The organism is Sinorhizobium sp. 6-70 (genome assembly GCF_030124375.1).
Lineage (GTDB): Bacteria > Pseudomonadota > Alphaproteobacteria > Rhizobiales > Rhizobiaceae > Sinorhizobium.
Map to the genome: position 1 here is coordinate 213,263 of NZ_JASKLS010000004.1, position 12,193 is coordinate 225,455.

A 12,193-nucleotide genomic window follows, 5' to 3' on the forward strand; every position below is an offset into this window, starting at 1 on the left:
TTCCTTACGCAGAAATGAAGTCCAGTCCGTAACGTGAGAGCGCACGCGGTTTATCCGGTGTCGTGAGATAGGTCTGGCCGAGCGTCATGGCCGTTCCGCTGTCGGAATCCATGATGATCATGTGCACGAAGAGCGACATGTCCGGCTCGATCTCCTCAGGGTTGCCGACATGGAACATCTGGTGCTCCATCCAGGAGGGGGAGAAGCGCGCGCCGAGTGAATAGCCGCAGGCGTTCAGCCGGTGGCGGGCCAAGCCACGCTCGTCCATGATCCTGGCATGGACGTCGAAGACGGTGCCGAAGGTGTTGCCGGGGCGGAGCACCATTTCGATCGCCTGGATCGTCTCGCGGCAGGCGCTGTAGAGCTCACGGTGGCGGTTGGTCGGCTCTCCGATCACGACGGTGCGCATCATCGCCGCATGGTAATGGGCGCTGACGCCGGCCCATTCGAGGGTCAGTTGGTCGTTGGCGTCGAGCGTGCGCCGGCCCGATTTGTAGCGGCAGAGCAGGGCGTCGGCGCCCGAGCCGATGATGAATTCGTTGGCCGGATAATCGCCGCCGCCGGCAAAGACCGCGCCCTGCATGGCCGCGAGAATGGCGGCTTCGCTGCCACCCGGGCGGATCAACGGCAAAGCCGCCTCGAGCGCGTCGTCTGCGAGGCTGGCGGCCTTTTCGACATGGGCGACTTCGGCGGGGCTCTTGATCAGGCGAAGGCGGCTCACAAGCAACGAGGCGTCGATCAGTTCGCCGAAGTTGGCGAGTTGATGGTCGACCAGTCGCGCCGTTCTGCCGGTCATGCCGTGCGTGTCGTATTCGACTCCGATCCGGCAGCCGAGCAGGTCAAGCTCGTTCAGGAGATTCTTGAGATCCACCGCCGGATCGGCATTGACCCGGTCCACCCAGATTTCAATGCGCTCGATATTGGACGTGTGACGCGCCTGGCGTAGGTCGGCCGAACGTGTCAAGAGCACCATCGAGCCGTCCCTCTTGACGACCAGCGTCTGAAAGAAGCAGTAGCCGAACGTATCGTAACCGGTCAGCCAGTACATGCTTTCCTGCGCAAAGAGCAGCAGGGCGTCGAGCTTCTCTTCCTGCATTTTGGCCGTCAGCCGCGCAAGGCGGGCTGCGTATTCCTCTGCCGCAAACTGAAGCGCCATTTCAATTCTCCCGTATGCAGATCGCCGACATCTGCCGGCCGTAGTCTGGCTCCTGTCTGTGTGTCGTACGGCGGTAGGAAAAGAAACGGTCCTCGTCCGCGTAGGTGCAGATGTCGAGGTTCTCCGCCGTCACCCCGGCTTCCGTCAGTCGCCGGATTGTCAACCCCGGCAGGTCGAACATCGCATGGCCGTTCCGTTCTGAAGGGCTGAAGAAAGAAACATAGTCGTCGTCAGCGGCGATGAAACGTTCGACGAATTCGGTTCCGACCTCGTAGTGCGTCCGGCTGATCGACGGGCCAAGGCAGGCGATGATCCGCTCACGGCGCGCGCCGAGCGAGATCATCGCCTCGATCGTGCCTTCAAGAATCCCGCCGAGTGCGCCTTTCCAACCGGCATGGGCCGCACCGATCACGCCGGCTTGCGGATCGGTAAAGAGCACAGGCCCGCAATCGGCTGAAAGAACGCCGAGCACGATGCCCGGGGTCGCCGTCACCAGCGCGTCGGCATCGGGGCGCGCGCCATCATAGCTGCCGTCGACGACGACGGCGTCCGGCGAGTGGATCTGATGAACGGTTGCAAGGCGCCGCGGCTCCGCATCGAACCAGCGCGCGACGCGCGCTCGGTTTTCGCCGACGCGTTCGCGGTCGTCCTTCGAGCCGAGGCCGACGTTCAGGCCGCGATAGATGCCTTCGGAAACGCCGCCCTTGCGGGTGAAATAGCCGTGTGCGATCGCCGGTCCCGCCTTGGCGCTGAAGAGCGGACTCTGAACCGGGGAAAGCGAGGCATCGTCCTGCATCGGTGTTCTCGCCCTTGCTGTCTTTAAGGTTTCATTGGAAATGAGGGCGCGTCGCGGCCCGGTGATTTGCGGCTGATTTGCGGCGCGATGTTGACGCGGCATGCCGGCACTGTCAATCGCCGAACCGCCGCCGGCCTGCTGCATGTTTCCTTAAACCGGAATCGATTTGAGTATAAAACATGCGGCAATTCAAGCTGTTGCGGCGGCCATGCGTTTGAAAAGACCCATGGCGCCGAGACGGTCGATCGTCACTGTGCCTTCTTCTGAAACGGCGCCAGCATGACTTCAGGGCTGCTGACCGCCAGAACCTTGAACAGTTCGCCCATCTTTCCAGCTCCGGAGCCCGCGAGCCGTTCGACGGCGGAGCGAATGCCTTCCTGGGTCAGCGTGTCCTTGCCGCGGCCGAGTGCCGCCGCCCGCTCGAGCAGACCGAGGCCGACGAGGAAATCGCCCTGATGCGCGAGTCCATTGACCTGCACTCCCTCCGCCTTCGCGCGACGGGCAAGCTGTTCGAAATCGACATGGCTCGTGAGATCCGCCTGGCCGGGGCTGGCCAGCGGAGGATCGTAGCGATGCTCGCGGACCGCTTGCAGCGTGTCGCCGTAGCTGGTCGCCAGATGTCCGTAGTCGATGATAATGGCCGTGCCCCCGTCGGCGCGAAGGCGCTCGCATAGGGCGGCCATGACCGCGTCGCGTGCCGGGGCTGTCTCGAAAATCGTACCGTCGCCGACCGATTGCGCCGGCGACGGCAGAAGCGACGGATCGATGCCCGCGACGCCAACCGCGAAGATCAAGTTGTCGTCGGCATCGAGACCTATCATGCGCTCTCGGAATCCCTGCGCGGTGCGAACGAATTGCCGGATCGGAACTGCGTCGAAAAGCTCGTTTGCCGCAAGCAGCAGAAAGCCCGCAGGCAAAGTTTCGAAGCTCGTGTGCCAATGAACCTTGCCCTGGTGTCCGGCGAGCGTTTCGGCTTGCAGCTTCTGCAGCCGCTCGCTCGTCTCTACGAGATGCACGTTGGCCGACCGATAGAGGTCGGGCGCCAGCCGAGCGATCACGCGCAGCATATCGGACATCATCGTGCCTCGCCCCGGGCCGATCTCGGCGACGATCGCGGGTTCCGGGCAGCCGTGCTCCTGCCACGCATGCACCAGGAATATGCCGATCATCTCGCCGAAAAGTTGGCTGATCTCGGGCGCGGTGGTGAAATCGCCGGCTGGGCCGAAGGGTTCGCGAACACGATAGTAGCCGTGCTGCGGATCGGCGAGGCAGAGTGAAAAATAGTCGGTGACGCTGATCGGCCCGTTGGCCTTGATCAACGCCTTGATCTTGTCGGCGAGAGGATTCGTCATGCACCCGTCCAGTTATGCGGTCGCTGCTGCCCGGCGTGCGCGCGCGATCGCCCATATGCCTGCGAGCGCCATCGGCAGCGAAAGCACCATGCCCATGGTTAGCCAGCCTCCGGCCAGATAGCCGATCTGAGCGTCCGGTTCGCGGAAGAATTCGACAAAAATGCGGCTCGCCGCATAGCCGCAGACGAATATGCCGCAGACCAGGCCGGGTACCTTCAACGCCTTCCGGCGGTAGACGAAATAGGCAAGCACCAGGAGGAGCAGAATGCCTTCGAGCGCCGCCTCGTAGAGCTGGCTCGGGTGGCGGGCAAAGGGGCCGCCGGTCGGAAAGACGATCGCCCAGGGCACGGACGACAGGCGTCCCCAGAGTTCGCCATTGATGAAGTTGGCGAGGCGGCCGAAGAAGAGGCCGATCGGCACCACGGCGGCGACGACATCGAACAGGCTCCAGACGGCAATGGCGTTGCGCCGCGCGAAAATGATCATCGCGAGCATCGTGCCGAGAAGGCCGCCGTGGAACGACATGCCGCCGTTCCAGATCTCGATCGCGCGGATCGGATTCTGCAGGACCGAGCTCAGGTCGTAGAAAAGGATGTATCCGATGCGCCCGCCAAGGACGATGCCGGCGGCAACCCAGAGCAGGAAATCGTCGAGCTGCGTCAGGTTGAAGGCCGGGGTCTCGTTGCGCCAGAGCGCGGCGTTCTGGACGATGCGGCGCGCATAAACCCAGCCGATGAGGATGCCCGCGACATAGGCGAGGCCGTACCAATGAATGGCAAGCGGCCCGATCGTGAAGATGACGGGATCGATTTCCGGGAAGGGGAGGATGGCGAGGCGGGTGGCGATTGTTTCCAAGGTCTTGTCTCGTGCCGGCCGGTTGTTTTGGCGGAACATGGCGATCGAATCCGGGCGGGTCAAGCCGCCGGTGCGCCCCGTCCACCCTCGGCGCCGTCTTATTTTTCTTGCATCCTTTCGCCGACAATCCTACCTCAATTTCATGACCGTGCTGCTGCGCGATGCTGAAATGGAGATCTGGACGATGAGCACTGGAGCCAACCGCATTCTGGACGACTTTGCCAAGCTGATGACCGATGCGGCGGGCGCTGCCCAGGGCGTGCGACGCGAGGTCGAGACGGCCTTCCGCGCGCAGGCCGAAAGCTGGCTGAACTCGCTCGATGTCGTCAAGCGCGAGGAATTCGAGGCGATGAAGGAAATGGCCGTCAAGGCGCGCGAGGAAAACGACGCACTGCTTGCCCGCATCGAAGCGCTCGAAGCGCGCCTCGCAGAGACTGGAAAGAAAAAGTAACGAACGAGCGGAGCCGCGCTTCTCGCGGCTCCGCTCGTTCCGTCTTTTGGCCCGTTCATGGAGTGAACCGCGTTCATCGAATCCCGCGGCCTCCAGCCAGGAGATTGTCCGCGTCTTTACGCTGTCACGCTTGCTGCCTGGTTCCTCAAATCGGCTCTGAATTGAGGAATCGTGCAGCAATTCAAAGTGCTAGGGCGATCCTTGCCTGTCGGAAGAGACGTACGGCGCCGTAGGGTTAATAAAATCTGAAAAGTTTTCCACCTGTGGACACTGCCAAAAAGTCGTTATGGCAGAGTCGTTTAAGCATCTGTGCTGAATCAAAATCGCAACGCGGGCGTCATTCTTCGCCGCAATTTTTCGCCCGAGGGGCTGGCAGGCTGACTCTGCCGTTATACACTGATTTTAAATGATGATTCGAAACGGATCACGTAAGCTCCGGGCAGGGTAAGTAAGCCAGGATGGCCGTGCGTCCAGCAATCATAGTGTGTCCGTATCCGGTATTGGGTTTGCAGCGTTGCGTCTTGTGAACGCGATCATGCGCGCCTGTGCCGCGCCGTAAGGGTGATGCATGAGCCTTTTGGAAATGGAAGTCGAGCGCCAGTCCAACCCGGTCGACATGATCGAGTTCGTGGCCGCCAACAACGACTGGTCGTTCGAGCGATCCGGCGAAGATGAGATCGCCATGACGGTCGAAGGCAAATGGGCGGACTATCACGTTTCCTTCTCCTGGATGGAGGAGTTCGAGGCGCTGCATCTGGCTTGCGCCTTTGACATCAAGGTGCCGGAAAGCCGCGTCAACGAGGTGATCCGCCTGTTGTCCCATATCAACGGTCAAGTGTTGATGGGGCATTTCGATCTCTGGCGCCAAGAAGAAGTCATCATCTTCCGCCAATCTCTCTTGCTCGCGGGCGGTGCGGAACCGACGAATCAGCAGGTCGAGGTGCTGTTGTCGAGTGCGCTCGATGCCTGCGAATCCTATTTCCAGGCGTTCCAGTTCGTCGTCTGGTCCGGAATGGATGCGCAGCGTGCCGTCGATGCGGTGCTGTTCGAAACCGTCGGGGAGGCATGAGATGGCTGTAGCCGTGTCCGGTCCAATCGTCCTCATCGGCGCCGGCAATATGGGCGGCGCGATGCTCGGCGGCTGGCTGAAGAGCGGCGTCAAGGGCGGCGACGTCCTCGTAATCGATCCGGGTCCGCCGCCGGCCATGGCCAAGTTTATTGCCGACAATGGCGTCAGCCATGCCACGTCCGTGCCGGAAGGGGTCAAGGCGGGCGTGGTCTTCCTTGCTATCAAACCCCAGATCATGGATGCCGTCTTGCCGCCGCTCAAAGGGATTGTCGGCCCGGAGACAGTCATCGTTTCCGTCGCTGCCGGCAAGACGCTCCGGTCCATCGAAAGCCATCTCGGTGAAGCCGCAACCGTGCGCGCCATGCCGAACACGCCGGCGATGATCGGCCGTGGCGTGACCGGCGCCTACGCGAATGCGCGCGTAACCGAGGCACAGCGCGCCCTGGTTCATGACCTTCTGAGGGTCAGCGGTCCGGTCGAATGGGTCGAGACCGAAGCCGACATCGATGCAGTGACGGCCGTTTCCGGCAGTGGACCGGCCTATGTCTTCTATCTCGTCGAGTGCATGGCGGAGGCCGGGCGCAGGGCCGGTCTCAAGGCGGACCTCGCCATGCGTCTCGCTCGGGAAACCGTCGCGGGGGCTGGTGAACTCCTGCATCAGTCCCCCGACGAAGCCGCGCAGCTGCGCCAGAACGTAACCTCTCCCGGCGGAACAACGGCTGCGGCGCTCGCCATTCTGATGGCCGACGACGGAATGCAGCCGCTCTTCGAAAAGGCCATTGCGGCCGCGCGCAAGCGGGCCGAGGAACTGGCCGGATAAGTCACCGCGATTTCAAGAGCACGATCATGGCCGAAACCATTTCCTTCGCCGATTTCGAACGCGTCGACATTCGCGTCGGCACGATCATCGAGGCCGAGCCTTTCCCGGAGGCGCGCAAGCCTGCCCTCAAGCTGAAGATCGATTTTGGCCCTGAAATCGGCATAAAACGGTCGTCGGCGCAAATTACGGTTCACTACAAGCCGGAGGATCTCGTCGGACGGCAGGTGCTGGGCGTGGTCAATTTTCCGCCACGTCAGATCGGCCCCGTGCGTTCTGAAGTGCTGACCCTCGGCTTTGAAGACGAGGCTGGCGCGATTGTGCTGGCGGCGACCGACAAGCCGGTTCCGAACGGCAAGAAGTTGATGTGAGCGTCATGACGACCAACGGTGACCTGATACGTGAACGCGTCAAGGTTTCCTGTCTCTGGCGCGCGGCGGAGGTCGCGCGGGAATGGCGAGCGAGCCATATGCTCTCGCTTCTCGATCCGGAACTGCCGGAAGCGCACGTGCCGGTCATCGCCGAAGTCGCGCACCACGTCGTGCGCATGCGCGATCAGGAAAATGCCGGCGCGACGCAGCATTTCCCGGATCTCGTCCACGACGTCTTCGAGGCCATGAGACCGGTCGCCGACGATCGATCGAGTCGTATCCTGGTCCATTGCCATGCCGGTGTCAGCCGCTCGACGGCCTTCGCCTACGGGTTGATTGCCTACCAGTTGGGAAAGGGCAGGGAAGAGGAGGCCTTCGCAGCGCTGCTGACGATCACCCGCAAGCCGTGGCCAAACCGACGGATCATCGAAATCCTCGATGCCTCCCTTGGCCGCGAAGGCAGGCTGCTTGCCCCGCTTGACGCAATGCGCGCGCGCCATCCACGGCGGATCGATGCCTGGCATCGCTTCAATCACCGGCGCGGCTTTAGGTCTACCTATTCGCGGTAGCGCGATTCTTGATTAGATCGCGATGATTTGGATTGAACCGATCCAAGATTAGCGAGGTGGTCGACTACGCATCTTGCAGTTGGAGCCTTGACTAACGCTTGTCCTATCGCGACCCTTCCCGGGTTAGTTGCCGCCGCATGACTGGCATGCGGCCGGCGGTAATTTCGATGGGAGGAGAAATGGCGAACACGACGCGCGTCTTTATCGGCTTCGACAGCAGGGAGGTCGTCGCCTATCACGTCTTTTGCCAGAGCATTCTGGAGAAGAGTTCGATTCCGGTTGAGTTTCTGCCGATCGCATTGAGCACTCTGGGAGGGATTTTCACCCGCGAGCGCAATCCGTTGCAGTCGACGGAGTTCTCGTTTTCCCGCTTCCTCGTTCCTTATCTCAGCGGCTATCAGGGATGGAGTCTCTTCGCCGATTGCGACATGCTGATGCGGACCGACATCGCGCGGCTGTGGCAATTGCGCGACGAGCGCTATGCCGTGATGTGCGTGAAGCACGAATACACGCCCAAAATCGCGACAAAGTTCCTCGGCCAGACGCAGACGAAATATGAAAAGAAAAATTGGTCGAGCGTCATCCTCTTCAATAACGCCAAATGCACGGCGCTTACGCCAGACTACGTCAACACGGCAACCGGCCTGCAACTGCACCAGTTCAAATGGCTGGAATCGGAGGAGTTAATCGGCGCACTGCCGCCGACCTGGAACTGGCTGGTCAACGAGTATGACTACAATCCGGCGGCGGACCTCGTGCACTTCACCGACGGAGGTCCGTATTTTGTGGAATACAAGAACGATGATTATGCCGAGGAATGGTTCGCCACGCGCGATCGGGTCCTTTTCGTTGAGCAACGGTAATGCCGCATGACGCCGGCCAAGTCTGACGGCATGTTGGCAACCCGCACCGCGGGTATCAATGTCTGAAACGTTTGAAGAACGCGCGGATGTTTCGCTCGAGCTTCGTCCTTGCCCAAAGCCTGGAGACCTGACGCTCCGTGCCGGTCAAGCGGTTTGCCAGCACGTTGGCGGCCACGAGCGCTATCGTCGCCTCGTCGAATTCGGGGAAGCGGCCAATGATGCGCGCCAGCGCGCCCGCTGGTTCGCAAAGGCTGTCTTCGAAGCGCTGGATGCGCCCCTTCTGGGCGAGAAGTTGCAACATGATCTGTTCGAAGGTCCAGTCGTGCTCGCTGTACATGTTGAACTGCAGGCCCGCGGTGCCTGTAAATCCGCAGAGAGAGACATTTGCGTCCGGGACCTTCTCGACCAGCCACAGGGCAACGGCAAACCCAGTTGTGGGCATGCGGTCGACCGGATAGAGCGGCCCAAGAGCGTGGTCGAAGTCCAGGGTGTACGGCACGAGGGTGCTCGTGCGCGCAGTCGTCACGCGCGGCGCGCCTTCGGGCACGCCGCGATCGGCAAGAACGCCAATCTCGGCCTTCGGTGGCTGCGAGAAGAGCGAATATGCCCTATCGAAATGCTTGCGCGACTTCAGGAAGCGAGTGCCGTCGGCGATAAGTCGGTGGCAAAGCACCGCATCCCCATCGAAGGGACGCGTCAGCACCTTTGCGCAGCCGGTAAAGAAGACATACAGCGTTCTTTCCGGCAGGGCGCGCACGACCGCGTCGACGTCGACGCCCTCGCTGTTGGCAATCAGGGCCACGGTTTCATATCTGGAGAGGAGCGCTTCGAAAACCCTGCTTTGCATTGGCGGCGGTTCCCGACTGTTGGACAGTTATAGCATTGATAGCCAAAGGCGGCTCGTTCGCCAATCCCGAACGGCGGCAACCGGAGCGGCACGCTTGCCTGCTTTGCTGTCAACGGCCACTCTCCTACGAGCCAAGGAATGCGGAAGCTCCGCACTCGCCGCGCCGCGCGTCAGTCGCGCAAACGCCATCGGCATCACGTCGGCACGCGTACCGTCGCGCGAAGGCCCCCGAGTGGACTGTCTCCAAGCGTGACATTGCCGCCATGGCTTCGGGCGATGTCACGGGCTACTGCAAGGCCGAGACCCGTGCCGGAGCTGTCGAGGTTGCGGGCCTCGTCAAGGCGGAAGAACGGTTTGAACACGTCTTCCCGCGATCGCTCCGGGATCCCAGGCCCGTCGTCATCGACGGTAATTGTCAGCCATTTGGTGCCGTGGCGAGCCTCGATGCGCACCGTGTTGGCATAGCGATAGGCGTTCGAAGCCAGATTGGAGATGAGCCGGGTGAAGGCGTTTGGCCGGACGCGAACATTGGTGTCTCCTTCGATCGAGGTGGTCAGCGACTTACCAAAGAGGTCGGACTCTGCGGCAAGGCGGGCCATGAGGTCGTCGAGATTCAACTCGCCGACGTCTTCTTCCGCCTCGCCCCGCGCAAAGGCCAGATAGCCTTCCAGCATGTTCTGCATGTCCTCGACATCCTGGTTGAGGCTTTCGAGGTCCGGATTGTTACCGGCGAGCGCGAGCTGCAGCTTGAATCGTGTGAGAATCGTGCGCAGGTCGTGGCTGACGCCGGTCAGCATCGCGGTGCGCTGCTCGATCTGGCGCTCGATGCGCTCGCGCATGAGGATGAAGGCAAGACCCGCGCGGCGTATCTCCTCGGCGCCGCGCGGCGCGAAATCGTCGATCTTCTGGCCCTTGCCGAAACTTTCCGCGGCGCTCGCCAGCGCCAGGATCGGCCTGATCTGCCCGCGCAGGAAGAGGACCGCGATCGTCAACAGCACCAGCGAGGCGCCGACCATCCAGACCAGGAAGATATGGGTGTTTGATGCATAGGCCTGGTTGCGCCGCGCATAGACCCTGAGGATACGGCCATCATTGAGCTTGATGCGGATCTCGACGAGCTTCGAGTTGCCGACGGTGTCGATCCAGAAGGGGCGGCGGATCTGGTTCGAAATCTCCTCGCTGAGGATCTGGTCAAGGATTTCGAAGAAGGGCTTGGGACGTGGCGGCGGCAACTCACCGCCGGGCTCGACGGCGATGTTGAGATTGAGCTGTTCACGGGCAATGCGCACGATCTGGTCGATATCGCCATCGCGCGGAAAGGTCGTGATCAGATCGACGATCGCGGCGATGTCGCTGGTTACCGCCGCCGAGAGACGTTGTGTGACGAGCTGCCAGTGTCGCTCCATGAAGACGAAGGCGACGACCGACTGTAGCAGCACCATTGGAATGATGACGATCAGCAGCGAGCGCGCGTAAAGGCCGATCGGCAGGCGGCGGCGCAACCACCGCGTCAGGCGTTTCCAGGCACCGTCGGCCGGGCCTGTTCTTTCGCGCCTGATGCTGTCAAAGCTTGCCATGACTCTCCCGCATTTCAGTCCACACTCAGTCGGTAGCCGATGCCGCGTACCGTCTGAAGCCAGATGGGGTTGGACGGGTCGTCCTCGATCTTGCGCCTCAGCCGGTTGATTTGCACGTCGATCGTCCGTTCACCGACCTCGGCGTCGTCTCCGATCAGTTCATGCCGAGGGATGGTCTCGCCGGCGCGCTGGGAGAACAGGGTCATGATCTCCTGCTCGCGGTCGGTCAGCCGGATATGATCGGCGCCACGGCGGAGCTCTTTACGCACCACGGAGAAGGTATAGGGACCGAAAATGACCTGGTCGACCTTCGGCGCCTGTGCCGGCTGGTTGCGGCGCAGGATGTTGTTGATTCTGAGCACGAGTTCGCGCGGCTCGAAAGGCTTCGGCAGATAGTCGTCCGCACCGGCCTCAAGGCCCTCGATGCGCGAATTCGATTCCGCCAGCGCCGTCAGCATGATGATCGGCACCGTCTTGATCTGCCTCAGGCTCTGCGTCAGTTGAATGCCGCTCTCGCCGGGCATCATCACATCGACGATCAGGAGGTCGAAATCGATGCCGATCAGCTTGCGCCGCGCCTCGTCGGCGTCGGCCGCCGTCGTCACGCGGAAGCCCTGCTCGACCAGGTAGCGGTTGAGCAGGTCGCGAATCCGCCGGTCGTCGTCGACGATCAGAAGATGCGCCGCATCGTCGGAGACTTTCGCTTTAACTGTCATGGCTCGACTACCCTCATTTTCCGCAAGCCGGGCTGGCTGGATCACGCATTCAACCAGACGCGCGGCGGCCGCCCAATTCCCCGATTCCAGGGGTCCGCCTGCCTCGCCCGAATGAAGCTCGAGACGCTGGCCCCATAAACATCAGTCCGCGGCGGCATTCTTCATGTTGGCGAGAAAACGCTTCACGATTTCACGCGCGCCGGGACCCGTTTTTGCCAATGCCTCGGCTATGCGGCGGGACTGTGGCTCCGCAAGCGCCCGGGCCAACGCCTTGCCCTCCTGTGTCGTGTAAAGCATTCGCTGCCGCCGGTCCTCGGGGCCGGTTACCTGACGAATATAGCCGGAATCGATAAGTTGCTTCAAAACGCGTGCCAGGCTCTGCTTGGTGATCTTCAACGTTTCAAGGAGGTCGGCAACGGTCATTCCGGGCTCGCGGTTGACGAAATGCACGACTCGGTGGTGTGCGCGACCGAAGCCGCTCTTTTCGAGTATGGCGTCCGGATCACCGGTGAAGTCGCGATAGGCAAAAAACAGCAGTTCGATGATCTCGAAGTCTATCGTGTCCTCCTCCTCACCGGCAACTTCGGTCAGGTACTCGGTGTTGTCCTTGGGTCGGCCGGGCACGCAATCATTTCCTTTCAACCAAATTGCACTTCGCGAAATATATCGCAAAATATGTCAGTTTTGTTGACATATTTTTACGCCATTGATAGCGATCGGCTCGTCGGGCGAGACATCGGGGCTCGGTGTCGCC

The 12,193-nt window shown here is 61.5% G+C and carries 14 protein-coding genes; 6 read left to right on the plus strand and 8 right to left on the minus strand.

Going from position 1 to position 12,193, the window contains the following annotated elements:
* Nucleotides 1-4 precede the first annotated feature (4 nt).
* The 4 genes from QN222_RS10755 to lgt all read right to left on the minus strand — a co-directional run bounded on the left by QN222_RS10755 (nt 5) and on the right by lgt (nt 4,198).
* Nucleotides 5-1,156: a Xaa-Pro peptidase family protein gene (locus QN222_RS10755; protein ID WP_283965573.1), complete on the minus strand. Its 1,152-nt coding sequence runs from the start codon at nt 1,154-1,156 to the stop codon at nt 5-7.
* Nucleotide 1,157: 1 nt separating this feature from the next.
* The gene (pgeF, locus tag QN222_RS10760; RefSeq protein ID WP_283965574.1) at nt 1,158-1,952 is read right to left on the minus strand and encodes a peptidoglycan editing factor PgeF; all 795 of its coding nucleotides are present in this window, start codon (nt 1,950-1,952) and stop codon (nt 1,158-1,160) included.
* 248 nt (nt 1,953-2,200) lie between these two features.
* Nucleotides 2,201-3,304, minus strand: coding sequence for a class I SAM-dependent methyltransferase (locus QN222_RS10765; protein ID WP_284005418.1), 1,104 nt, complete (start codon nt 3,302-3,304; stop codon nt 2,201-2,203).
* Nucleotides 3,305-3,316: 12 nt separating this feature from the next.
* Nucleotides 3,317-4,198: a prolipoprotein diacylglyceryl transferase gene (gene lgt, locus QN222_RS10770; RefSeq protein WP_283965990.1), complete on the minus strand. Its 882-nt coding sequence runs from the start codon at nt 4,196-4,198 to the stop codon at nt 3,317-3,319.
* A gap of 145 nt (nt 4,199-4,343) precedes the next feature.
* Here lgt and QN222_RS10775 point away from each other — a divergent pair, with 145 nt between their 5' ends.
* From QN222_RS10775 to QN222_RS10800, 6 genes are all read left to right on the plus strand, one after another.
* Nucleotides 4,344-4,610: an accessory factor UbiK family protein gene (locus tag QN222_RS10775; RefSeq protein WP_283965992.1), complete on the plus strand. Its 267-nt coding sequence runs from the start codon at nt 4,344-4,346 to the stop codon at nt 4,608-4,610.
* Nucleotides 4,611-5,178: 568 nt separating this feature from the next.
* Nucleotides 5,179-5,679 (plus strand): YbjN domain-containing protein, encoded by a 501-nt coding sequence (locus tag QN222_RS10780; RefSeq protein WP_136506450.1) that lies wholly within the window; start codon nt 5,179-5,181, stop codon nt 5,677-5,679.
* 1 nt (nt 5,680) lies between these two features.
* A complete protein-coding gene (gene proC, locus QN222_RS10785) occupies nt 5,681-6,499 on the plus strand; it encodes a pyrroline-5-carboxylate reductase (protein ID WP_284005420.1) in 819 nt (272 codons plus the stop codon).
* Nucleotides 6,500-6,525: 26 nt separating this feature from the next.
* Complete coding sequence (locus tag QN222_RS10790; protein WP_283965695.1) at nt 6,526-6,867, plus strand: tRNA-binding protein; 342 nt, start codon at nt 6,526-6,528, stop codon at nt 6,865-6,867.
* 5 nt (nt 6,868-6,872) lie between these two features.
* Nucleotides 6,873-7,436 (plus strand): protein-tyrosine phosphatase family protein, encoded by a 564-nt coding sequence (locus QN222_RS10795; RefSeq protein WP_283965696.1) that lies wholly within the window; start codon nt 6,873-6,875, stop codon nt 7,434-7,436.
* A 179-nt stretch (nt 7,437-7,615) separates the two neighbouring features.
* Entirely contained in the window at nt 7,616-8,299 is a 684-nt protein-coding gene (locus tag QN222_RS10800) for a glycosyltransferase (protein ID WP_283965697.1), read from the plus strand.
* Between the two features lie 55 nt (nt 8,300-8,354).
* Here the strand turns inward: QN222_RS10800 and QN222_RS10805 are convergent, their stop codons facing one another.
* The 4 genes from QN222_RS10805 to QN222_RS10820 form a co-directional block, all read right to left on the minus strand.
* On the minus strand, nt 8,355-9,146 hold the full coding sequence (locus tag QN222_RS10805) for a hypothetical protein (RefSeq protein WP_283965698.1): 792 nt from the start codon (nt 9,144-9,146) through the stop codon (nt 8,355-8,357).
* Between the two features lie 194 nt (nt 9,147-9,340).
* Nucleotides 9,341-10,723, minus strand: coding sequence for an ATP-binding protein (locus tag QN222_RS10810; protein ID WP_283965699.1), 1,383 nt, complete (start codon nt 10,721-10,723; stop codon nt 9,341-9,343).
* A 14-nt stretch (nt 10,724-10,737) separates the two neighbouring features.
* The gene (locus tag QN222_RS10815; protein WP_180938560.1) at nt 10,738-11,439 is read right to left on the minus strand and encodes a response regulator; all 702 of its coding nucleotides are present in this window, start codon (nt 11,437-11,439) and stop codon (nt 10,738-10,740) included.
* A 141-nt stretch (nt 11,440-11,580) separates the two neighbouring features.
* Nucleotides 11,581-12,063, minus strand: coding sequence for a MarR family transcriptional regulator (locus QN222_RS10820; protein ID WP_283965700.1), 483 nt, complete (start codon nt 12,061-12,063; stop codon nt 11,581-11,583).
* Between the last annotated feature and the right edge of the window lie 130 nt (nt 12,064-12,193).